Source organism: Comamonas sp. MYb69 (assembly GCF_037479315.1).
Lineage (GTDB): Bacteria > Pseudomonadota > Gammaproteobacteria > Burkholderiales > Burkholderiaceae_C > Comamonas.
The window spans coordinates 263926-285494 of sequence record NZ_JBBGZG010000002.1 but is presented as its reverse complement, the minus strand read 5'-3'; the positions used below and the strand labels follow the sequence as shown (position 1 = coordinate 285494).

Sequence of the window (21569 nt, the reverse complement as noted above, 5' to 3'; positions counted from 1 at the left end):
CTGGGGGCAAAGGCCTCAGCCTTCGCAAGAAACGCACCAACTTGCAGCCTGGCCCTTCGCGGGGCGGCTGCATCCAGGTCTTAGCGGCTGCTCGGGAAGCTGAACACCGCGCCATCGCGCACACCGGCGCTGGGCCAGCGCTGGGTGATGGTCTTGCGCTTGGTGTAGAAGCGCACAGCATCAGGCCCGTAGGCGTGCAGGTCACCAAACAGGCTGCGCTTCCAGCCGCCAAACGAGTGGTAGGCGACGGGAACGGGCAGCGGCACATTGATGCCGACCATGCCCACCAGAATATGGTCGCTGAAGTAGCGCGCTGCTTCGCCATCGCGGGTGAAGATGCAGGTGCCGTTGCCGTACTCGTGCGCGTTGATCAGGTCCATCGCCTCTTGCAAGGTCTTGACCCGCACAATGCCCAGCACCGGGCCAAAGATCTCTTCCTGGTAGATCTTCATGCCGGGGCGCACGTTGTCGAACAGGCAGGGGCCCAGGAAGTAGCCTTCCTCGTGACCTGCCACCTGCAGGCTGCGGCCATCGATCAGCAGCTTGGCGCCCTCTTGCACACCGCTGTCCACATAGGCCTTGACCTTCTCGAAATGCGGCTTGGTGATCAGCGGACCCATGTCATTGCCGTTGTCGGTGCCCGGGCCCACCTTCATCTTGGCGATCTCGGCGCTCAGGCCCGCAATCATCTGCTCGGCCACCTCGTCGCCCACGGCCACCACCAGCGGCACAGCCATGCAGCGCTCACCGCAGCTGCCGTAGGCGGCGCCCATCATCGCGGTCACCGCGTTGCTGATGTCGGCATCGGGCATCACCACCGCATGGTTCTTGGCACCACCCAGCGCCTGCACGCGCTTGCCGCTCTTGCAGCCTTCGCCGTAGATGTACTCGGCAATCGGGGTCGATCCGACAAAGCTCACCGCCTTGACGCGCGGGTCATGCAGCAGGGTATCGACCGCTTCCTTGTCGCCGTTGACGACGTTGAGCACCCCCGGTGGCAGGCCGGCTTCCTGCGCCAGCTGGGCAATGTACAGCGCGCTGGTCGGGTCGCGCTCGGAAGGCTTGAGCACAAAGGTATTGCCGCAGGCCACGGCCATGGGCCACATCCACAAAGGCACCATTGCGGGGAAGTTGAAGGGCGTGATGCCCGCTGTCACACCCAGCGCCTGGAACTCGCTCCAGCTGTCGATGTTGGGGCCCACATTGCGGCTGTGCTCGCCCTTGAGCAGTTCGGGCGCGTAGCTGGCGAACTCGACGTTCTCGATACCGCGTTGCAGCTCGCCATGCGCATCGGCCAGCACCTTGCCATGCTCGGCGGTGATCATCGCGGCGATCTTGTCGGCGTTCTGCTCCAGCAGCACCTTGAGCTGGCCCATGATGCGCGCGCGCTTGAGCGGCGGCGTATTGCGCCAGGCGGGGAAGGCCTTTTCGCCAGAGGCAATCGCTGCCTCCACCGTGGCCTTGCTGGCCAGCTCCACGCTCACCGTCGATTGGCCCGTTGCCGGGTTGAACACCGGCTGCGTGCGGCCGCCATCGTGCACGATCTTGCCGTCGATCAAATGGCCTACCGTGGCCGTCACATTCTTGTCGTGGTTCATGTCAGTCTCTCTTGGATGCAATTCAAAAACAGCACCGGCGCCCTGAAACAGGGCGCCAGATACGAGGGCAGTTATAGGTGAATCAGTTGGTTTCAGCCAGTGCGTCACCCAGCGCGTTGATCAAACGGTCGATCTCGGCCTTTTCGCTGATAAAAGGCGGCGCCAGCTGGATGGTGTCGCCACCGTAGCGCACATAAAAGCCTTTTTCCCAGCACTTCATCGCGATCTCATAGGGGCGCTTGGCCGGCTCGCCGGGCAGCGCGGCAATCGTAAAGCCCGCAGCCAGGCCATAGTTGCGGATGTCGGCGATGTGCTTGGCGCCCTTCAAGCTGTGCACCGCGTTTTCAAAGTAAGGCGCCAGCGCCTTGACGCGGCCAGGCATGTCTTCTTTTTCCAGAATGTCCATCACCGCCACACCGGCCGCGCAGGCCACCGGGTGGGCCGAGTAGGTGTAGCCGTGGGCAAACTCCAGCATGTACTCGGGGCCGCCGGCGGCCATGAAGGTGTCGTAGATGTCCTTGGTGACCACGCAGCCGCCCAGCGGCTGGGCGCCATTGGTCACCTGCTTGGCAAAGTTCATGATGTCGGGCACGACGCCAAAGGCTTCGGCGCCCGTCCAGGCACCGCAGCGGCCAAAGCCGGTGATGACTTCATCAAAAATCAGCAGAATGCCGTTTTGCGTGCAGATCTCGCGGATGCGCTCCAGGTAGCCCTTGGGCGGGATCACCACACCGGCCGAGCCCGAGAACGGCTCGACGATCACCGCTGCGATATTGCTCGCGTCATGCAGCGCGATCACATCGAGCAGCTTGTCGGCCAGCGCGCGGCCGCCTTCATCGGACATGCCTTTCTGGAAGGTGCCAGCCGGTGGCTGGGTGTGGGGCAGGTGGTCGGCCACAATGCCCTGGCCAAACATCTTGCGGTTGCCGGCAATGCCGCCCACCGAGATGCCGCCGTAGTTCACGCCGTGGTAGCCCTTCTCACGGCCCACCAGCACCGTCTTGCCGGCCTGGCCCTTCAAGCGCCAGTAGGCGCGCACCATCTTGAGCGAGGTGTCGGCCGCTTCCGAGCCGGAGCCGGTGAAGAACACATGGTCCAGGCCCGCTGGCGTGTGCTCCTTGATCTTGTTGGCCAGCGCAAACGAGGCCGGGTGGCCAAACTGGAAAGCCGGTGCGTAATCGAGCTGCAGCGCCGCCTTGCCAATCGCCTCGGCCACTTCCTTGCGGCCATGGCCAATGCCCGAGCACCACAGGCCCGAGAGGCCGTCAAAAATCTTGCGGCCATCGGCATCGGTGTAGTAGGCGCCCTGGCCGCTGACGATCATGCGCGGCTTGGCCTTGAAGTTGCGGTTGCCGGTAAAGGGCATCCAGTGTGCGTCCAGCCAGGCCGCATCGGTGCGCAGCTGCGTGCTGCCCGTCGTATCGTCAATCTGCACAAAGCTCATGTCTGCTCCTTGAATCCGCTAAGCGGCTACCGGTGTTGATACGCCATTGTGGGGTGCGCGGATGCTTATTCAAAGAATGAGATATCAAAGCTCACTTGCTGAATTCCGCAAGTAATACCGTCCACACAAGCCCGCAAAACGCAGCCAGCCGTGGCTGCATCTGCTGCTTTCCAGCATAGAAAATGCTACTAATATTATAGCTTTCATCGCTGAAGCAGAAAGCGTTAACACGCTGTTTCATACTTCATCCCGGTGTCACAGGCCCTGGCTATCGTGGCGTTTTTGCTGCCACCGGTACCGCCACCATGACCTCCCACGACCCTTTAGCCCGCCGCCGCTTTCTGCTCTCTTCCAGCGCCATTGCTGGCACGGGCCTGCTGCCCGGCATCCTGCGCGCGCAAATGGCCCCTGCCGCCATCACCCAGGATGCTGCGCGGCCGATGCTGCTGTCGGGCCTGCAAAGCGGTGATGTGCTGGCCCACAGCGCCATCGTCTGGGCGCGGGCCAGCCGCGAGGCGCGCATGCGCGTGGAATGGTCCACCACCAGTAGCTTTGCCCAAAGCACGCTGGTGCGCGGGCCCGATCTGCTGCCCGATAGCGATGGCACCGGCCGCGTCGATCTGCAGGGCCTGCCCGCCGGGCAGGACATCTTCTACCGCGTGCTGCTCGATGACCTGGCCAGCAGCAACACCCGCAGCCCGGCGGTGCTGGGGCATTTCCGCACCCCGCTGGCCAGCCAGGGCCCTGCCACCCGCCCCTTTCGCCTGGTGTGGAGCGGCGATACCGTGGGCCAGGGCTTTGGCATCAACGAGGGCATCGGCGGCATGCGCATCTATGACGAGATGCGCAAGGCCAACCCCGATGTGTTTCTGCACAGCGGCGACACCATCTATGCCGACGGCCCCATCGCCGAGACCGTCGCGCTGCCCGATGGCAGCACCTGGAAGAACCTGGTCACGCCCCAGGTCGCCAAGGTGGCCGAGACGCTGGACGAATACCGGGGCCGCTACCGCTACAACCTGATGGACCGCAACGTGCGCGCGCTGGGCAGCGAAGTCGCACAGATCTGGCAGTGGGACGACCATGAGGTGACCAACAACTACTCGGACAGCAAGAGCGTAGCCAACGACAAGCGCTATACCGAAAAGAATGTGCAGCTGCTCACGGCCCGGGGCCGCCGCGCCTTTATGGAATACGCGCCCATGCGCCCCTTTGGCGCGGCCGAGCAGCAGCGCGTCTACCGCCACCTGCCCCAAGGCCCGCTGGCCGATATCTTTGTGCTGGACATGCGCAGCTACCGTGGCCCCAACAGCCACAACCTGCAGGCCGCCGAAAGCGCCGAGACCGACTTCCTCGGCCGCCCCCAGCTCGACTGGCTGCTGGCGGGCCTCAAGGCCAGCACCGCCACCTGGAAGCTGATTGCCGCCGACATGCCCATCGGCCTGTTTGTGCCCGACGGCAAGGACGCCCAAGGCCGCGACCAGTGGGAGGCCATTGCCAATGGCGAGCACGGCGTGCCCAAGGGGCGCGAGCTGGAGATGGCGCGCCTGTTGAAGGGCATCAAGGATGCAGGCATCGACAACGTGGTCTGGCTCACCGCCGATGTGCACTACACCGCCGCCCACCACTACAGCCCCGAGCGCGCGCAGTTCAAGGACTTTGCACCGTTCTGGGAATTTGTCTCCGGCCCCCTCAATGCCGGCGGCTTTGGGCCCAACGAGGCCGACCAGACCTTTGGCCTCGATGTTGTCTTCCACAAGGCGCCGCCCAAGGCCAACTCCGCCCCCAGCGAGGGCTACCAGTTCTTTGGCCAGCTCGATATTGACCACCAAAGCCGGGCGCTGACCGTGGTGCTCAAGGACCTGAACGGCGCCGCGCTCTACACCAAGACACTGGCGCCGCAGCAGGCCTGAGCAGCGGGCCACGCGCCATAACGGCCAGCCGCAGACGCCATGGGGCGCTGCGGCTTTTTGGCATGGGGCAGCGGTTGCAACGCGCAGCACAGAGCACCGCCCAGCTTGGGCGCATACTGCCCCCTGAAATCCACTTTTGGAGCAAGCCCTATGCCTACCACCACCTCTCTGGTCGATGCCCTGGACCACCTGGTGCTCACCGTGCACAGCATCCCGCGCAGCATTGCCTTTTACGAGCGGGTGCTGGGCATGGAAGCCAAGGAGTTCAAGCCAGGCCGTTATGCGCTGCACTTTGGCCGGCAAAAGATCAACCTGCACGAGGTCGGCCATGTCGTCGACCCGAACGTGAAACATGCGACCCCTGGCTCTGCCGATATCTGCTTTCTGACCCGCATGCCCTTGGCCGATGTCATCGCCCACCTGCAGCGCGAGCAGGTCGCCATCGTGCAAGGCCCGGTGCGGGCGACGGGTGCGCAGGCCACGCTGCAGTCGGTGTATTTCTACGACCCGGATGAGAACCTGATCGAGGTGGCCAACGAGGTGCCGGCAGGCTGATTTCTGACGAGGTAGGGCTTAGCGCTTGACCGCCGCATCGCACCAGCGCTGGGCCACCGCTGGCGAGGTCATGCACACCACCTCCTGGGTCACGGTCGTCACCGCCCGCTCCAGCAGCTGGATATCGGCCTCATGCTGGCGGGCCACATGCGGGTCTTCAAAGAAGATCGCGCGCTGGCAGCGGCGCTCCAGCACCAGGTCGGCAATTTGCGCATCACCCCCCAGCGGGCCGCTGTTGAAGCGGTCCACCCAGGGCTTGTCAGCCGGCCAGCCCTTGCTCCAGGCCAGCTCGTTGAGCTTTTGGCCGGTGGTGCCGGTGCCCACGCGGCGGCGGTAGCGCGAGAGCAGCGCAAAATTGCGCTCGCAAAAATCCAGCATCGCCGGCTTCATCGCATCGTGGGCGATCAGCGCCAGGGTCTGGTTGCCATAGTCGTGCAGGCGGTCGGCATGGCGGTCGGGCGCCAGCCCGGCATGGATGCGTTCCATCTCCACCCAGTCGCGCGCGCTGGCTGCCGTCGAGATAAAGGGTTTGCCGTGGATCACGCACTGGCGCTTCAAGGCCAGTGCTTCGGGGAAGATCGACGAGGGGTCCACCGGATCGATCAGGTAGATCGCGCCGTCGAGCACGCGGTTGTCACCGGGCATGCCCACCACCTCGGCTACCAGCTTCATCAGCCCGCCTTCGCGGCCATAGGGGTAGCGCACCAGTCCCTTGTGGCCCTTGAGCATTTCTGCCGCTGCAATCGCGTCATAGGTGCGGCCCACCGCATGGAACCCGATATTCAGCTCCCGAATCCCCTGCTCGCAGGCGCGCAAAAAGCTGAACAGCGCAGCATCCTCGTTCTGGTGGTGCAAACGGTTGGCGGCAAGGCCTAAAAGCATGGTCGATCCCGTGGGTGTGGCAAGCGACTGGAAATATAGCGCCAAAACCACAGCTCGGGTGTGACAGCCGACTGGCGCAGGGGCTCAATGCACTACCAAATCCATAGCATCAAGCCCACAGGTCACAGCCAAGCAACCGCCTTTTACCTGGCATGAGCACCCTGCCCCATCAAGCCCGGCTCGCCCACCAGCTCTGCAGCCGAAACCCCAGCCACAGCACCAGCAGCATGGCCGCGCCAAACACCCAGCCGCTGAGCGCACCCGCCATGCCGCCGGACAGCAAGGTGCCCACGGTGCAGCCAATACCGGTCATCGCGCCCCAGCCCAGCAGCACGCCGCCCAGCAAACCCCGGCCCGCATCCCGCCCGGTGGGCAGACGCGGGCGGAACTGGCCGCTGGCAAAAGCGGCGATAAACGCGCCGGCCAGCAAGCCCAGCAGCACCAGCGCATTGGGCGTGGCCCAGGTGGCTGCCGGCAAGGTGGCGCAGCCGGCAAAGCCATCCAAGCCATTGAGCCGCTCAGGCACCCAGCCCTGGCCTTGCAGCGCGCCGCGCACCTGGCTGCCGATCAGGGCCGTCACGCCCAAAGGCCGCATGCGCACAATGGCAGCGGTGGCGATCAGGCCCACCAGCAGGCCGCCCAGGGCATAGTTCCAGCGCCCTTGCCAGAGGCTGCGCCACAGCGCGGGCAGGCTGCGCGGCGCCGCTGCTGTGGGCGCTGTAGCCAACGGCAGGCTGCGCTGGCGCTGCTGCACATGGCGCTGCCACACCCAGGCCGCCCAAGCCGCCAGCACGCCCAGCTGCAGCAGCAGCGCGCCGCCATAGCCCAGGTGCTGCGGCAGCCAGACGACGGGCGCATCGGCCATCGCCAGGCTGTAGAGCGGGTTCCAGGTCTGAAAGCCCAAGGTAAAGCCCAGCGCCGTGCCCAGCAATGCAAATGGCGATGCGGCCGATCCCTCCGCCAGCCGGTACCAGTGCGCGCTGATGCAGGAGCCCGAGACCAGCATGCCCGCCCCAAAGGCCAGGCCCGCGAGCACCAGCACCCAGCTGACCGGGCCAATGTGCATATCCGGCGGCAACTGCCCCGCCTGCGGGTTGGGCACCCAGCTGCTTTGCACCACCGTCATGCCCACAAGCCCCACGGCCAGCGCCAGGATGATCGCCAAAATCCCGCGCGGGTCATCGCGCTGCAGCCAATCGCGCGCATGGCAATAAAAACAAAAGCGCGACCGCTGCAGCACCACGCCCAGCGCCAGCCCAATGGCCAGCGCAAACACCAGGGTGCGCCCGCCATCGCGCTGCAGCAAGGCCTGCTGCAAGAGCCATAGCGCCAGCAGCAGCACCACGGCTGCCACCGGCTGCCAATAGGCGCTGATGGCCCCAGCCGGGCGCTGCCCTGCAGCGGCGCCCGCGCCTCCCAAACCCAAGCTGGAATCAGTCATACCATTCCATCCAAAAAAATGCCCGCGCTAGGCGGGCAGTGAACACAGGACCGAGCCCATGCGGAGACATTCAATACATTCAGGATTGGGCTTACTTGGCTGCCCAGATCGTACCGGCCGGGTTGCTGATCGGCACGCCGACGCTGTTGCCGTATTCGGTCCAGGAGCCGTCATAGTTCTTCACCTGGTAGCCCAGGATCTTGCTCAGCGCAAACCAGGTGTGGCTGCTGCGCTCGCCAATGCGGCAGTAGGTGATGATGGGCTTGCTGCCGTCGATGCCGGCATCGGCATAGAGCTTTTGCAGATCGGCCCGCGATTTGAAGGTGCCGTCCTCATTGACCGCCTTGCCCCAGGGCACATTCACCGCGCCAGGGATATGGCCGGCACGGATCGACAGCTCGGGCACGCCCGCTGGCGCAAACACCTTGCCCTGGTATTCGTCGGCCGAGCGGATATCCACCAGTTGCGTGGCGCCCTTGGCCTCCACCGCTGCCAGCGCATCGCCCAGGCGGGCTCGCAAATCGGTGTTGACCTGGCCCACGCGGTAGGTGGTGGCGGCGTAGTCCGGTGCGCGGTTGTTCAGCGCACGGTTCTCGGCCTCCCACTTCTTGCGGCCGCCATCGAGCAGCTTGACGTTCTTGACCCCGTACACATCAAACACCCAGGCGCCCCAGGCCGCAAACCAGTTGTTGGTGTCGCCGTAGAGCACCACGGTGGTGTTGTCGCTCACGCCGCCCTTGGACAGCAATTGCTCAAACGCCTCCTTGCTGACAATGTCGCGGCGCACCTTGTCATTGAGGTCGTTGTGCCAGGAGAAGTTGACCGCACCCGGAATATGCGCCCGCTCATACAACCCCGGGTTCACGCTGACCTCGATCACCCGCACATCGGGCCGCTGCAGGTTAGCGGCCAGCCATTCGGTGCTGACCAGCGCGCCCGCTGGCACTGCTTGCAGCGTGTTGGCAAAGGCAGGGCTCGCGCCCCAAACGGTTGCCGCGATGGTGCCGGCAATCAAAACGCGCCAAGGCGCTGCTGTGCGGATAGTCATGCTGTGTCGTCCTTCAGGTCATGGGAGAAAAGGCTGCCATCACGGCAGGGCCTGCTTGCACTGTGCATGTTGCAAGCAGCTACTCCAACTGAGGAATGCGCAGATGCATATGTGATCTGCGCGCTTGACAGGGGCCAAGCATGAACGACATCGGTGCAGTGCCAGCGTGCACTGGGCTGGACTGCTTCGACTTTGGGAGCTAGAACGCCTCTCTAGCGCCTTGGGCCAACCCCAGCCAAGCCGGGTTTCTCAAGCCCCGCTGACCGAATCCGCCCACTGCTGCGCCGTCTGCAGCCGCGCACGCGGGCCAAAGCTGCTGGTGCTGCTGAGGGTGATGTTGTGGTGCGCAATCACCTGCTGCGGCGTGACGGCGGCATTGCCGCAAGTGGTGTGCGCATCCTCCAGCAGCACAACAGGGTAGCCATGGCGCAGCGCGGCGCGCGTGGTCACATCCACGCAGTACTCCGTGTGCATCCCGCCAATCACCAGCTCCTGCACGCCCAGGCTTTGCAGCATGGGCAGCAGGTCCGTTTTCCAGAAGGCATCGCCGGTGGTTTTGTCCAGAGTCAGGTCAGCGCGGTCCACCTGCAGGCCATCAGCCAATTGCCATCCGGGCGTACCCGCTTCCAGGCCAGGCTCGGCGTGGCGCACCCAGATGATGGGGGCGTTGGCTTGGCGCGCAGCGGTGGTGACCTGGTTGATGCGGGCTATCAGGGTGGGGCAGTCCCATGCGGCGTTGGGGCCGGTGCAGAGGGCTTGTTGGATGTCGATGAGGAGGAGGGCAGTAGGCATGGTTTTTTGATAGGCCAGCATTAACGGCCTGGTGGAGGTCAGCCAAGGATGATTGGCATACCAAAGTATACGTTCATCCGGATTATGGATATCCAGCAGATACCAAATTAAAGCTCTTATTACTTAGATATCGAGACAACGGCGTCAACCCTTTTTAGAAAATGGTTATATTTATACTGGAAATTTACACAATCACATCAGCTCACAAATACTTATATTACAGATTGATAGCTTAATTCAGTCACTCCTCGGCGCAGATTCATATCGACAAGCATCGAAAAAATTACGTCTTCATGCACAATGAACGAAGACTCTATTCGATACAAAAGGAATCTTGGCACAGACTCCTCACACGTTCTCAATACCATTTCATAGAAATAATACCAATGGGTAGTACACTTGCTTTTGCAACCGTGTCAAACATCCATGAAAAAATTTACCACTCGGAAAACCTTACAGTTCCATACAGATGGTTCGATGGCAGCTATGCGTAATTATAAAAATCCAACACTTGCCTTCATATTTATTGTAGGAATATTTATTTTGGGAAGTATTTTTGTACTTATCACCCTTGATAGCCTCCAAGACAAATCACCTATTCAGGATCCGGGAGCATCTCAAAATGCCAGCAAGCTATTGACCAATGAACTCCCTAGCCCGATCGCTGACACGCCTTTGCGAGAAACAGATCCATCGACCTATCCTGGTCTGCAGACCATTAGACAAATGAAACGCGACAGGCTTTTTGACTATTCGCGATCAGGCAACTTCGCAGATACCCACCAAATTTTAAAAAATGCATTAGCCGATGGTTTGATCAGTGACAAGGAATACTACGGCGAGCTTGCACACATGCTCTATGCACCTGTTGCGAATGCCCATAATATCATTGCAGAGATCATCAAATCCAACAATGATTATGGATTTGAAGTGATGGTATCAAATCTTCAAGAGAACTATGAATTAGCAAAATCAATGAGCATAAATGAACGCAAACATATTTTTGACTTATTGAACAAAAACAAGCCTGAGATGGTCAGCGACATGAGTCTCTTGGGTGTTGGCAGCGTTTCAAAATACACCAGCTGGGTAGGTTCACTCAGGGCCTTTTCTAACGAAGAAAATTTCGTCAAAAATCTCAATGATCTTATTGAAAATAGAATATCAGATCCCCGAGAAGCGTTTGGCCTGTATGAGATTATTGTAGAAAAGAACTATGCTAGAAAAATCAGTAATTCAGCATTTGGAAAATATAAATTTCTCATATCAACCTACAAAGCGAGCTATCCCGAGAACAGGATGGCAGAGTTGATGTCTTCCGGTAATTGGTAAACCCGCGTCTACGCAGGAATGCCTCCAGTCCAACGTCCACCAAGCGGCCTACTGGCGAGTATTCCGCCGTGCAGCAGCTCAGCATGCCTACAAATTCATCGCTGAATGCATAACCTGCCTTCAAACGCTCGGCACCCTCCCGCATTGCGGTCTCTCTCCTGTCCCCAACAGGTCAACCCTCCACTATCCCCCACCGCACCCAGGTTTGAATATGGGACTACGCTGTACCCCGTTCCTGCAACCTGTCGATGCAGCCGCGCTGCGCATGCTCTGCCGCTGCGCGCATCACTTGCGGCGCATTGACCCAACAGACACCCACCCATGCAAAGAACTACCGCCCCTTCGCTGACCACGCCAACCCCCGCCAGCAACCCCGCCCCCTCGCAGCTGTTCCAGCCCCTCACCCTGTCCCAGCTCACCCTCCCCAACCGCATCGTCATCGCCCCCATGTGCCAGTACTCGGCGCAAGAGGGCAATGCCAATGACTGGCATCTGATGCACTACGGCAGCCTGGCGGTATCGGGCGCGGGCATGCTGGTGCTGGAGGCTACGGCGGTGTCGGCGGTGGGGCGCATTACCGATGCGGATCTGGGCATCTATTCCGCTGACAACCAACAGGCGCTGGGGCGGCTGATGGGGTCGCTGCGCAAGCTCTCGGACATTCCGGTCGCTATCCAGCTGGCCCATGCGGGCCGCAAGGCATCCAGCCACCTGCCTTGGGAAGGCGCTGCGCAAATTGCGCCTGATGCGCCCCGGGGCTGGGTGGCGCAGGCACCTTCGGCGATTGCCCATGCGGCGGGCGAGGTGCCGCCGGCCGAGATGACACCCGCCGAGCTGGCAGAGGTGAAGGACGCGTTTGTGGCAGCGGCCCAGGCGGCCGATGCGCTGGGCATCGATGGCATCGAGATCCACATGGCCCATGGCTATTTGCTGCATGAGTTCCTCTCGCCCCTATCGAACACCCGTACCGATGCCTACGGCGGCAGCCTGGAGAACCGCCTGCGCTGCCCGCTGGAGGTGTTTGCCGCCGTGCGCGCGGCCGTGCCTGCGGCCAAGCCGGTGTGGGTGCGCATCTCGGCATCGGATTGGGCGCCGGGCGGCTGGGATATCGATGGCTCGATCGCGCTGGCCCAGGGGCTGAAGGCGCTGGGTTGCAGCGCCATCCATGTGTCATCGGGCGGGCTGTCGACTGCCCAGCAAATCCCCCTGCAGCCGGGCTACCAGGTGGGTTTTGCCGAGGCCATCAAACAGGCCACGGGCCTGACCACGATTGCCGTCGGTCTGGTGACCGAGCCTGCGCAGGCCGAGCACATTGTGGCCTCGGGCCAGGCCGATGCCGTCGCCATTGGCCGCGCTGCCTTGTACGACCCGCGCTGGCCCTGGCATGCGGCCGCCAGCCTGGGCGCGCAGGTGGATGCACCGCGCCAGTACTGGCGCAGCCAGCCGCGTGAGTACAGCAAGCTTTTCCGTGGCGCAGCGGTAGGCGTGCGCTAAAAGCCACTCACACAAACCTTGATACGTCGTTGCCTCGCCGGCCGCGCCAACCCTTGTCGTACTTCTGTACTGCCTGCGGCTTGGCACCTCGTCGGGGGCGCTCAGTCGGGGGCGCCCAGCCTCAACCTCAAACCTTCGGTTTGCTGGGCCGTGTAAGCGGTTCTAAACACGTTCTGTAAACACCGAGGGCGGCAGCACCCAAAGCCGCTAAGCTATGCGGATGCCTGCCCGCCCTCCCGTGTTTGCCTCCCCACCCCACCCCCCAGCTGCTGCCCGCCGCGCCCGCGCGGTGCTGGGCCAGCTCAGCGATATGGATTTGCGGCTGCTGCAGGTCTTCAAGAGCGTGGTGGAATGCGGGGGCATGTCGGCCGCTGAGCTGGAGCTCAACATCGGCACGTCGACCTTGAGCCGCCACATGAAGGACCTGGAGACCCGCCTGGGCATGGTGCTGTGCCGGCGCGGGCGCGCGGGCTTTGCGCTGACGCCTGAGGGCCACCAGGTCTACGAGGCCACCTTGCAGCTGCTGGGCGGCGTCGATCTGTTCCGCAGCCGCATTGACGATATCCATGCCCGCATGGGCGGCAATCTGGAGATCGCCATCTTCGACAAGACGGTGAGCAACCCGCAGGCCCAGATCCACCGCGCGATTGCGCAGTTCCACGGCCAGGCGCCGGATGTGAACCTGCAGCTGCACGTCAGCTCGATCAACGCGATCGAGCGCGGCCTGATGGATGGGCGTTTTCATGTGGGCATCATCCCGGCGCACCGCAGCTCGGCCAGCCTGGTCTACCGCGATCTGTTTGCCGAGAACATGCAGCTGTACTGCGCCGCCGGCCATGACCTGTGGGAGCAGGCGCATGAAGACCTGGACTGGGAGCAGCTGCGCAGCTACCCCTTTGCCGGCCTGGGCTACCACTCGCCCAATATGGAGCTGAGCCACAGCGTGCGGCTGCCGCGTGCGGCCACCGGGTTTGACCAGGAGTCGATTGCCACCTTGATTTTGTCCGGGTGTTTTTTGGGATTTCTGCCGGACCACTATGCCGCCAGTTTTGAAAACCAAGGTTTGATGCGGGCTGTGCGGCCAGAACGCTTCCAATACCGCTGCCAATTCGTGGCCATGTGGCGCTTATCGCCCGCGCCGAGCCGTGTGGCGCAGGCCTTCATCGACTGCCTCCTCAACGCCCACACAGCACTTGACTAAGTTGCTATGAAATTAACTTATCCACAGAAACCGGCTTCCCGGTGTGCATTTCTTCTCTAGAGGGAGATTGCAGGGAGTTTCTCGCGCAACGACGGCAACATTGCACAAAATTATCCACAGGCGCCAAGTCGGAGAATCCTGACAAGTGCGGCGATCCGACCGGCCGATGTAGCGGGCCTGGACAATGCAACCGCACCCTGCGCCCGCCACCGCACCTGCGCGACTGACCCGAGCGCGCTGCGGTCATGCCAGCGCCGGGCCAGGGCGGTTCGGCGCTACCATCGCTACCGTAACGACCACCCTGGACCGCCCCGTGCCCAAGCCTGCGCCCACCGCCACTCCCCAGCGCCCCAACCCGCCCGGCGCAGCCAAGCCTGCCGCCCCCAAGGCCCGGGCCACGATTGCCGATGTGGCGCTGGCGGCCCAGGTCTCCAAGGCCACGGTCTCGCGCTACCTCAATGGCCGCACCGACATCCTCACCCCCGACATGGCCAAACGCGTGCAGGAGGCCATTGCCAGCCTGCAGTACCGGCCCAGCCCGATGGCGCAGGCGCTCAAGCATGGCCGCACGCGCCTCATTGGCCTGGCGGTAGCCGATGTGACCAACCCCTTCTCCGTAGCGGTGCTGCAGGGCGCAGAAAAAGCCTGCCAGGCCGCTGGCTATTTGCTGGTGCTGTTCAACCTGGGCAATGAGGCCGGGCGCGAGCGCGATGCCATGCATGCGCTGTCGGCCTACCAGCTCGACGGCATGATCCTGAACCGCGTGGACACCAGCGCCCAGCTCTGGCAGGACGCACAGCTGCACGGCAAGCCCATCGTGCTGGTGGACCGCTTCCAGGAAGGCATGGACGCCGATTTTGTGACTGTGGACAACCCCGGCGTGATCCAGATCGCGATGGACCACCTGCAGCAGCAAGGCTTTGACGAAGTGCTGCTGGTGACCGAGCCGATTGCCGATGTCAGCTCGCGCACCGCACGCCAGCAAGCCTTTGCCCGCTACCTGCAAGGCCAAGGCAGCACCGGGCGCGGCAAGCCGGCGGCCATGCAGGGCAGCGTGTGGGAAAGCACCCCGCACAACGCCAGCGCCTTGCAGCAGCACCTGCAGCAATGGCGCGATCAGGCGCAGCAAGCGGGCCGCCACCCCGCCGTGCTGGCCGGCAATGCCGTGGCCAGCCTGCGCGTGGCCACCGCCGTGCATGCGCTGGGCTGGGTGCCCGGGCGGGAGCTGGGCATCATCGGCGTGGACGAGACCGACTGGGCTGCGCTGGTGGGCCCGGGCCTGAGCACCGTGGCCCAGCCCACCGATGCGCTGGGCCAGGCGGCAGCTACGTGCCTCATCGAGCGCATCCAGGGCCTGCAAAGCCCCGCCCGCACAGTCGAGTTACCAGGCACCATCATTGTGCGCGGCTCGACAAAATCCCCAAACCATTGATTCACAACCACTAAAAACAGCGTTACGCACCAAACTAGGGCAAACCCTAGTAATCGTTCCGTAACCTTGCGCTAAACTGCGGCGCTACTGAAACCGGTTTCAAAAGCGCCGCATCGCCATGAACTACACGTTCCAATTCGACCAGGTCCTGGCAGCCTGGCCGCAGCTATTGCAAGGCACCTGGGTGACCATCCAGCTGTCTTTTCTTGCCATGGTCATCGGCCTGGCCGTCGCCATCGTCTGCGCCTGGGGCAAGACCTCGGGCCCTGCGCCGCTGCGCTTTGTCATCAATGCCTACATTGAGCTGATCCGCAACACGCCCTTTTTGGTGCAGTTGTTTTTCTTCTTCTTTGCGCTGCCGGCCATCGGCCTGCGCTGGTCGCCCCAAACCGCCGCGCTGGTGGCCATGGTGGTCAATCTGGGGGCCTATGCGACCGAGATCATACGCGCCGGTATCGAATCCATCCCCAAGGGCCAGATCGAGGCCGGCCTGGCGCTGGATCTGAAGCGCTGGGAAATCTTCCGCTTTGTGATCCTCAAGCCCGCGCTCAAGACCATCTACCCGGCGCTGACCAGCCAGTTCATCCTGCTGATGCTCAGCTCGGCCGTGGTGTCGGTGATCTCGGCCGACGACCTGACCTCGGTGGCCGCCAACATCCAGTCCGAGACCTTCCGCAGCTTTGAGGTCTACATCGTCGTGGCTGCCATCTACCTGCTGCTGTCGCTGGCCTTCAACCTGCTGTTCAAGCTCATCTACCAGATGGCCTTGAACTACCCAGACCGTCGCTGAACTCGGAGAACAAGAAATGCGTACTTTTGGTTGGCCCGAGTTGTGGTTCATCGTGGAAGCGGCCAAGTGGACCGTGGCCCTGTCCCTGATCGCCTTTATCGGCGGCGCCCTGGTGGGCCTGGTGATTGCGCTGTCGCGCACCTCCGAGAACGGCTTGGCACGCGGCATTGCCACCGCCTTTACCCAGATTTTTCAGGGCACGCCGCTGCTGCTGCAGCTGTTCCTGGTGTTCTTTGGCGCGCCCATTCTGGGCTTTGAGATCAACCCCTGGGTGGCAGCCGCTGCTGCGCTGATTTTGAACAGCGGCGCGTTCCTCGGTGAGATCTGGCGCGGCTGTATCCAGGCCGTGCCACGCGGCCAGTGGGAAGCAGCCGAGGCCTTGTCGCTGTCCTACTTCTGGCGCATGCGCGCCGTTGTGTTGCCCCAGGCGATGAAGATTGCCGTGGCCCCCACCGTGGGCTACCTGGTGCAGATCATCAAGGGCACGTCGCTGGCCGCCATCATCGGCTTTACCGAGATCACGCGCGCCGGCCAGATCATCAACAACGCCACCTTCCAGCCGATGCTGGTGTTCGGTGTCGTCGGTGCCGTTTACTTCATCCTGTGCTGGCCGCTGTCCCTCTGGGCGGGCCGCCTTGAGAAGCGCCAAGCCAGATGAACACCCCCCTGAGTCGCTTACGCGCCTTCCCCCCAGGGGGACGACGCCCTTGCTGCGGGGCGGCCCTTGCTCGGCGTCCCGCCGATGGGCCCTGCTGCAACGACGCCAGTGCTTCTTACGTTTGGCCTGTTTAATCCCTTTCCCTTCTTGCTGCGTTATTAAACCCTTAGGAGACATGAGCATGCAGATTTCCCGCCGCACTTTCACCTCCGCTGCTGCCGCCCTGGCTGCCAGCGCCCTGTTGCCCCTGACCGCATCGGCCCAGTCGCTGGCGGATCTGAAGAAAAAGGGCAAGATTACGATCGGCATGCTGGTGGACTTCCCGCCCTACGGCATCCTGAACGGCAGCAACCAGCCTGACGGCTACGACGCTGACGTGGCCAAGCTGCTGGCCAAGGAATGGGGCGTGACCGCCGACATCGTGCCCGTGACGGGCCCCAACCGTATCCCCTTCCTGCTGACCAACAAGGTCGACATGCTGATCGCCTCGCTGGCCATCACGCCTGAGCGCGCCAAGCAGGTGCTGTTCTCCAAGCCTTACTCGGCCGCATCGATCGTGCTGTACGGCGCCACCAAGACCGCCATCAAGGGTCCGGAAAACCTCAAGGGCCTGCGCGTGGGCGTGGCCCGTGCCTCCACCCAGGACGTGGCCGTCACCAAGGCTGCGCCAGAAGGCACGCAAATCCGCCGCTTTGACGACGACGCATCGGCCATGCAAGCGCTGCTGTCGGGCCAGGTCGATGCCATCGGCTGCTCGGTGACCGTGGCTGCCCAGATCGCCAAGCGCGCGCCTGCCGGCCAGTTCGAGAACAAGTTCCAGCTGCTGCAGCAGAACATGGCCGTCGCGCTGCGCCCTGGCCAGGACGAAGTGGCCGAAGCCGTGAACGCCTTTATCGCCAAGAACACCGCCAATGGTGAGCTGAACAAGCTGTACCAAAAGTGGTTGGGCGCCGACCTGCCCAAGCTGGACTAACCCTAGAACGGGCTACCCCCTGAGGCGCTGCGCGCCTTCCCCCTGGAAGGGGGACGACAGCACCGCTGCGGGGCGGCCCTTGCTGGCTGTCTCTTAGCTCGGGCATGCCAGTGTTGCAATCATCTTGAAAAACGACTGCTTTATGACGACCCCCTCGCAAGCACCCATCATTCGCCTCCAAGGCGTCGAGAAATGGTATGGCAACTTCCAGGTGCTGACCGATATCAACCTCGACGTGCGTGCCGGCGAGCGTATCGTCATCTGCGGGCCTTCGGGCTCGGGCAAGTCCACGATGATCCGCTGCATCAACCGGCTCGAAGCCATCCAGAAGGGCCAGATCACCGTGGACGGCACGGACCTGACGGGTGACAGCAAGGCGATCGACACCATCCGCAAGGAAGTGGGCATGGTGTTCCAGCAGTTCAACCTGTTTCCGCACCTGACGATTGTCGAGAACTGCATGCTGGCGCCGATGCGCTCGCGCGGCCTGAGCAAGGCCGAGGCGCAGGAGCGCGCAATGCACTACCTGACGCGGGTGCGCATTCCGGACCAGGCGGACAAGTACCCCAGCCAGCTGTCGGGCGGCCAGCAGCAGCGCGTAGCCATTGCCCGCGCGCTGTGCATGGCCCCCAAGATCATGCTGTTTGACGAGCCCACCTCGGCCCTCGACCCCGAGATGGTCAAGGAAGTGCTGGACACCATGATCGGCCTGGCCGAAGACGGCATGACCATGCTCTGCGTGACCCATGAAATGGGCTTTGCCCGCAGCGTGGCCGACCGCGTGATCTTCATGGCCGACGGCAAGATCATCGAGCAAGGCCCACCGGCCGCGTTCTTTGACAACCCGCAGCACCCCAAGACCCAGCAGTTCCTGGGCCAAATTCTGAGTAATCACTGACACCCCCTGAGGCGCTTCGCGCCGTCCCTGAGCTGCGGGGCGGTGCGGCCGGCGAGGCCCTTGCTCGGTGTGCGCCGATGGGCCGCGCCAGTTTTTGAGAACGTGCGAAGTTACTGCAGATTGTTTGCTCACCTATCAATAGCTGTCAACGCTTGGTATACGGGCGTAAGCGGCCAAAAAATACGAAAACCATGGCCTTGTCTTTGCAAAACGCGGGCTCGCCCGCGCTGATCTCCCTCACCTCGTTTGGCAATGCCGAAGTGCGCCGCCACGGCCAGCTCTACTTTGCCCAGCTCTCGCACCGCGCAGGCGCCAATGGCTATGAAGTGCGCGAAGAGCTGCTGCTGAACCCCGCTGAGGAACTGCCCGCGCTGGCCGCCTATGGCCGCGCGCACCAGCTGGACCTGGTCTACTCCTGCCCCCAGCCGCTGTTTGCGATGGACGGCAGCCTGAACACCGCCGCCGTGCAACACGCGATAGCAGCCAGCCACAGCCTGGGGGCCACCTGGCTCAAGATGTCGATCGGCGGCTTTGCCAGCCAATCGGTCGCGCATTCGGCCCAGGGCTTTGCGGCGCTCAAGAGCGCCATCGATGGCGCGGGCCTGACCTTGCTGATCGAGAACGACCAGACCACGGCCGCCGGCACCGTGCAAGCGCTGCAGCGCTTTTTTACCGCTGCCGATGCCGCCGGCTTGAACTTGCCGATGACCTTTGACATGGGCAACTGGCACTACCTGGGCGAATGCGCACTGCAAGCGGCGCAGCTGTTTGGCAGCCGCGTGGCCTATGTGCATGCCAAGGGCGTGCAACGCCTGCCCGCCAAATGGGTGGCCGTGCCGCTGGCCGAATCGGCCGCCGCCTGGCGCGCGATTTTGCGCGCGCTGCCCAGCGATGCACCGCGCGCCATCGAGTACCCGCTGATCGGCGACGACCTGGTCGCCGTCACCCAGCAGGAGCTGGCCGTGCTGCGCGATGCCACGGCACTGCAGGCCAAGGCCTCCTGATCAGCTCCCAACAGACCCACAGCTACCAGCACCCAAGAGAGACACGGCCATGACCACCAAGACCTTTGATGTCGCCACCTTTGGCGAAGCGATGATGCTGCTGATTGCCGACCGCGCCGGCCCGCTGGAGAACGCCGAGTTCTTTACCAAACGCATTGCAGGCGCCGAGATCAATGTGGCCACCGGCATGGCACGCCTGGGCTTCAACACCCACTGGGCCAGCCGCCTGGGTGCCGATTCGATGGCGCGCTACCTGATCAACCAGATGAAGAGCGAAGGCGTGCACTGCGAGCATGTGGTGCTGGACCCGGCGCAAAAGACCGGCTTCCAGATCAAGGGCCGCAGCGATGATGGCAGCGACCCGCAGGTGGAATACCACCGCAAGGGCTCGGCAGCGAGCCTGATGACCCCGGCCGACATCGACGAGCCCTGGCTGGCCTCGGCCCGCCACCTGCATGCCACCGGCGTGTTTGCCGCGATCTCGCAGACCAGCCTGGCCACTGCCCAGCGCACGCTGCAAATCGCCCGCGCAGCTGGCAGCACCATCTCCTTTGACCCCAACCTGCGCCCCACGCTGTGGCAGGACGAAGCCACGATGCGCCGCGAGATCAATGCACTGGCTGCGGGCGCGGACTGGGTCTTTCCCGGCCTGGCCGAAGGTGAGCTGCTGACCGGCCACAAGACGCCCGAAGCGGTGGCCCGGTTCTACCGCGACCAGGGCGCAAGCCTGGTGGTCGTCAAGCTGGGCGAAGAAGGTGCTTACTACGATGACGCGCAGGCCGGTACCGGCTATGTGGCCGGCTGCCCGGTCGAGAAGGTGGTGGACACTGTGGGCGCTGGTGATGCCTTTGCCGTGGGCGTTATCAGCGGCCTGCTCGATGGCCGCTCGGTGCCCGATGCCGTCAAGCGCGGCTGCTGGATTGGCGCGCTGCAGGTGCAGGTGCTGGGCGACTCCGAAGGCCTGCCGACCCGCGCAGCCTTGACCGCCGCCGGCTATTGATTTCAACGCATCCAGGAGCAGCCATGAGCAGCACCCGCCACCAGATTCTGGTTTTTCGTGAACTGCCCGAGGACCAACTGGCCCGCCTGCAAGCCGCGCATGACGTGACCGTGGCCAACCCGCGCGTCGCCGCGCAGCGCGATGCCTTTTTTGCAGCGCTGCCCCAGGCCCAGGCACTGATCGGGTCGAGCTACCCGATCACCGATGCGCTGCTGGACGAAGCACCGCAGTTGCGGGTGATCTCCAGCATCTCGGTGGGCGTGGACAACTACCCGCTGGCATCGCTGCGCGAGCGCGGCATTGCGCTGTGCCACACGCCTGGCGTGCTGACGGAGACGACGGCCGACACCATCTTTGCGCTGCTGATGGCCACCAGCCGCCGCATTCCGGAGCTGGCAATGTATGTGCGCTCGGGCCAATGGCAGCGCAATATTGGTGAGGAGCTGTTTGGCTGGGATGTGCATGGCAAGACCCTGGGCATTCTGGGCATGGGCCGCATCGGCATGGCGCTGGCCCGGCGCGCGGCGCTGGGCTTTGGCATGCGCGTGCTCTACAACAACCGCAGCGTCGTGCCGGAGAGCGAGCTGGGCGCGCTGGCCGGCCAGGTGCACTATGTTGCGCGCGATGCGCTGCTGCGCGAGGCAGACTTTGTCGTCTCCGTCGTGCCATCGACCCCCGAGACCAAGCACCTGCTGGGCGCCGAAGCCTTTGCGATGATGAAGCCCAGCGCCATTGTCATCAACGGCTCGCGCGGCGCGATCGTCGACGAGGCTGCGTTGCTGCATGCGCTCGACACCGACCAGATCCGCGCCGCCGGCCTGGATGTGTTTGCCACCGAGCCGCTGCCAATCGAATCGCCCCTGCGCACCCATGCCAAGGTGGTGGCGCTGCCGCATATCGGATCGGCCACGCACGAGACCCGCCACGCAATGGCCGAGATGGCCACCAGCAACCTGCTGCAGGTGCTGGCGGGTGAGCAACCAGCGGGTGGGTTTGATCTGAGCCAGGCCTGAGCCCCAGCGGCGCCATGGGCTGCGCCGCGCGAGACGGGATGAGGGAGGGCGCGCCCGCATAATGGCCGCCAGACCTTCCGATGCTGGCCGCCTGCTGGTGG

General features: G+C 63.3%; 19 protein-coding genes. 13 read left to right on the top strand and 6 right to left on the bottom strand.

All coding sequences use genetic code 11. From position 1 onward, the window contains the following. Positions 1-80 precede the first annotated feature (80 nt). Both WH303_RS03430 and WH303_RS03425 read right to left on the bottom strand, forming a co-directional pair. Positions 81-1598: a CoA-acylating methylmalonate-semialdehyde dehydrogenase gene (locus WH303_RS03430; protein WP_339517011.1), complete on the bottom strand. Its 1518-nt coding sequence runs from the start codon at positions 1596-1598 to the stop codon at positions 81-83. A gap of 82 nt (positions 1599-1680) precedes the next feature. Further along, complete coding sequence (locus tag WH303_RS03425; RefSeq protein WP_339517010.1) at positions 1681-3042, bottom strand: aspartate aminotransferase family protein; 1362 nt, start codon at positions 3040-3042, stop codon at positions 1681-1683. A 305-nt stretch (positions 3043-3347) separates the two neighbouring features. Here WH303_RS03425 and WH303_RS03420 point away from each other — a divergent pair, with 305 nt between their 5' ends. Next, positions 3348-4955 carry an alkaline phosphatase D family protein gene (locus WH303_RS03420; protein WP_339517009.1) on the top strand — a complete coding sequence of 536 codons (1608 nt, stop codon included), beginning with the start codon at positions 3348-3350 and terminating at the stop codon, positions 4953-4955. Between the two features lie 150 nt (positions 4956-5105). Next, positions 5106-5510 (top strand): VOC family protein, encoded by a 405-nt coding sequence (locus tag WH303_RS03415; RefSeq protein WP_339517008.1) that lies wholly within the window; start codon positions 5106-5108, stop codon positions 5508-5510. 18 nt (positions 5511-5528) lie between these two features. On the opposite strand, the gene WH303_RS03410 is transcribed toward WH303_RS03415, so the two are convergent. The 4 genes from WH303_RS03410 to WH303_RS03395 form a co-directional block, all read right to left on the bottom strand. Beyond that, entirely contained in the window at positions 5529-6392 is an 864-nt protein-coding gene (locus WH303_RS03410) for a methylglyoxal synthase (protein WP_312414666.1), read from the bottom strand. 169 nt (positions 6393-6561) lie between these two features. Beyond that, entirely contained in the window at positions 6562-7833 is a 1272-nt protein-coding gene (locus tag WH303_RS03405) for a YeeE/YedE family protein (RefSeq protein ID WP_339517007.1), read from the bottom strand. A 91-nt stretch (positions 7834-7924) separates the two neighbouring features. Then, entirely contained in the window at positions 7925-8881 is a 957-nt protein-coding gene (locus WH303_RS03400; RefSeq protein ID WP_339517006.1) for a sulfurtransferase, read from the bottom strand. Between the two features lie 249 nt (positions 8882-9130). Next, entirely contained in the window at positions 9131-9673 is a 543-nt protein-coding gene (locus tag WH303_RS03395; RefSeq protein WP_339517005.1) for a cysteine hydrolase family protein, read from the bottom strand. Between the two features lie 426 nt (positions 9674-10099). Here WH303_RS03395 and WH303_RS03390 point away from each other — a divergent pair, with 426 nt between their 5' ends. From WH303_RS03390 to WH303_RS03340, 11 genes are all read left to right on the top strand, one after another. After that, positions 10100-11005, top strand: a complete 906-nt coding sequence (locus tag WH303_RS03390; RefSeq protein WP_339517004.1) for a hypothetical protein — start codon at positions 10100-10102, stop codon at positions 11003-11005. A 321-nt stretch (positions 11006-11326) separates the two neighbouring features. After that, on the top strand, positions 11327-12499 hold the full coding sequence (locus WH303_RS03385; protein ID WP_339517003.1) for an NADH:flavin oxidoreductase/NADH oxidase: 1173 nt from the start codon (positions 11327-11329) through the stop codon (positions 12497-12499). A gap of 214 nt (positions 12500-12713) precedes the next feature. Then, on the top strand, positions 12714-13700 hold the full coding sequence (locus tag WH303_RS03380) for a LysR family transcriptional regulator (protein WP_116925381.1): 987 nt from the start codon (positions 12714-12716) through the stop codon (positions 13698-13700). Positions 13701-14013: 313 nt separating this feature from the next. Further along, the gene (locus WH303_RS03375; protein WP_339517002.1) at positions 14014-15132 is read left to right on the top strand and encodes a LacI family DNA-binding transcriptional regulator; all 1119 of its coding nucleotides are present in this window, start codon (positions 14014-14016) and stop codon (positions 15130-15132) included. 118 nt (positions 15133-15250) lie between these two features. After that, complete coding sequence (locus WH303_RS03370) at positions 15251-15922, top strand: amino acid ABC transporter permease (RefSeq protein ID WP_116925379.1); 672 nt, start codon at positions 15251-15253, stop codon at positions 15920-15922. Positions 15923-15938: 16 nt separating this feature from the next. Continuing rightward, entirely contained in the window at positions 15939-16580 is a 642-nt protein-coding gene (locus tag WH303_RS03365) for an amino acid ABC transporter permease (RefSeq protein ID WP_116925378.1), read from the top strand. Between the two features lie 181 nt (positions 16581-16761). Then, a complete protein-coding gene (locus WH303_RS03360) occupies positions 16762-17553 on the top strand; it encodes a transporter substrate-binding domain-containing protein (protein WP_373449255.1) in 792 nt (263 codons plus the stop codon). 142 nt (positions 17554-17695) lie between these two features. Further along, positions 17696-18451, top strand: coding sequence for an amino acid ABC transporter ATP-binding protein (locus WH303_RS03355; protein ID WP_021027999.1), 756 nt, complete (start codon positions 17696-17698; stop codon positions 18449-18451). A 191-nt stretch (positions 18452-18642) separates the two neighbouring features. Next, positions 18643-19455, top strand: coding sequence for a sugar phosphate isomerase/epimerase family protein (locus WH303_RS03350; protein WP_339517001.1), 813 nt, complete (start codon positions 18643-18645; stop codon positions 19453-19455). A gap of 49 nt (positions 19456-19504) precedes the next feature. Beyond that, positions 19505-20455 carry a sugar kinase gene (locus tag WH303_RS03345; RefSeq protein ID WP_339517000.1) on the top strand — a complete coding sequence of 317 codons (951 nt, stop codon included), beginning with the start codon at positions 19505-19507 and terminating at the stop codon, positions 20453-20455. Positions 20456-20478: 23 nt separating this feature from the next. Then, positions 20479-21468, top strand: a complete 990-nt coding sequence (locus WH303_RS03340) for a 2-hydroxyacid dehydrogenase (RefSeq protein ID WP_339516999.1) — start codon at positions 20479-20481, stop codon at positions 21466-21468. Positions 21469-21569: the final 101 nt, after the last annotated feature.

What these genes read in the sequence shown, in the direction of transcription:
- WH303_RS03400 (WP_339517006.1), bottom strand. Translation starts at nt 8,881, where the DNA reads ATGACTATCCGCACAGCAGCGCCTTGGCGCGTTTTGATTGCCGGCACC.
- WH303_RS03425 (WP_339517010.1), bottom strand. Translation starts at nt 3,042, where the DNA reads ATGAGCTTTGTGCAGATTGACGATACGACGGGCAGCACGCAGCTGCGC.
- WH303_RS03345 (WP_339517000.1), top strand. Translation starts at nt 19,505, where the DNA reads ATGACCACCAAGACCTTTGATGTCGCCACCTTTGGCGAAGCGATGATG.
- WH303_RS03380 (WP_116925381.1), top strand. Translation starts at nt 12,714, where the DNA reads ATGCGGATGCCTGCCCGCCCTCCCGTGTTTGCCTCCCCACCCCACCCC.
- WH303_RS03355 (WP_021027999.1), top strand. Translation starts at nt 17,696, where the DNA reads ATGACGACCCCCTCGCAAGCACCCATCATTCGCCTCCAAGGCGTCGAG.
- WH303_RS03405 (WP_339517007.1), bottom strand. Translation starts at nt 7,833, where the DNA reads ATGACTGATTCCAGCTTGGGTTTGGGAGGCGCGGGCGCCGCTGCAGGG.
- WH303_RS03420 (WP_339517009.1), top strand. Translation starts at nt 3,348, where the DNA reads ATGACCTCCCACGACCCTTTAGCCCGCCGCCGCTTTCTGCTCTCTTCC.
- WH303_RS03340 (WP_339516999.1), top strand. Translation starts at nt 20,479, where the DNA reads ATGAGCAGCACCCGCCACCAGATTCTGGTTTTTCGTGAACTGCCCGAG.
- WH303_RS03390 (WP_339517004.1), top strand. Translation starts at nt 10,100, where the DNA reads ATGAAAAAATTTACCACTCGGAAAACCTTACAGTTCCATACAGATGGT.
- WH303_RS03350 (WP_339517001.1), top strand. Translation starts at nt 18,643, where the DNA reads ATGGCCTTGTCTTTGCAAAACGCGGGCTCGCCCGCGCTGATCTCCCTC.
- WH303_RS03430 (WP_339517011.1), bottom strand. Translation starts at nt 1,598, where the DNA reads ATGAACCACGACAAGAATGTGACGGCCACGGTAGGCCATTTGATCGAC.
- WH303_RS03365 (WP_116925378.1), top strand. Translation starts at nt 15,939, where the DNA reads ATGCGTACTTTTGGTTGGCCCGAGTTGTGGTTCATCGTGGAAGCGGCC.
- WH303_RS03410 (WP_312414666.1), bottom strand. Translation starts at nt 6,392, where the DNA reads ATGCTTTTAGGCCTTGCCGCCAACCGTTTGCACCACCAGAACGAGGAT.
- WH303_RS03415 (WP_339517008.1), top strand. Translation starts at nt 5,106, where the DNA reads ATGCCTACCACCACCTCTCTGGTCGATGCCCTGGACCACCTGGTGCTC.
- WH303_RS03395 (WP_339517005.1), bottom strand. Translation starts at nt 9,673, where the DNA reads ATGCCTACTGCCCTCCTCCTCATCGACATCCAACAAGCCCTCTGCACC.
- WH303_RS03370 (WP_116925379.1), top strand. Translation starts at nt 15,251, where the DNA reads ATGAACTACACGTTCCAATTCGACCAGGTCCTGGCAGCCTGGCCGCAG.
- WH303_RS03360 (WP_373449255.1), top strand. Translation starts at nt 16,762, where the DNA reads ATGCAGATTTCCCGCCGCACTTTCACCTCCGCTGCTGCCGCCCTGGCT.
- WH303_RS03385 (WP_339517003.1), top strand. Translation starts at nt 11,327, where the DNA reads ATGCAAAGAACTACCGCCCCTTCGCTGACCACGCCAACCCCCGCCAGC.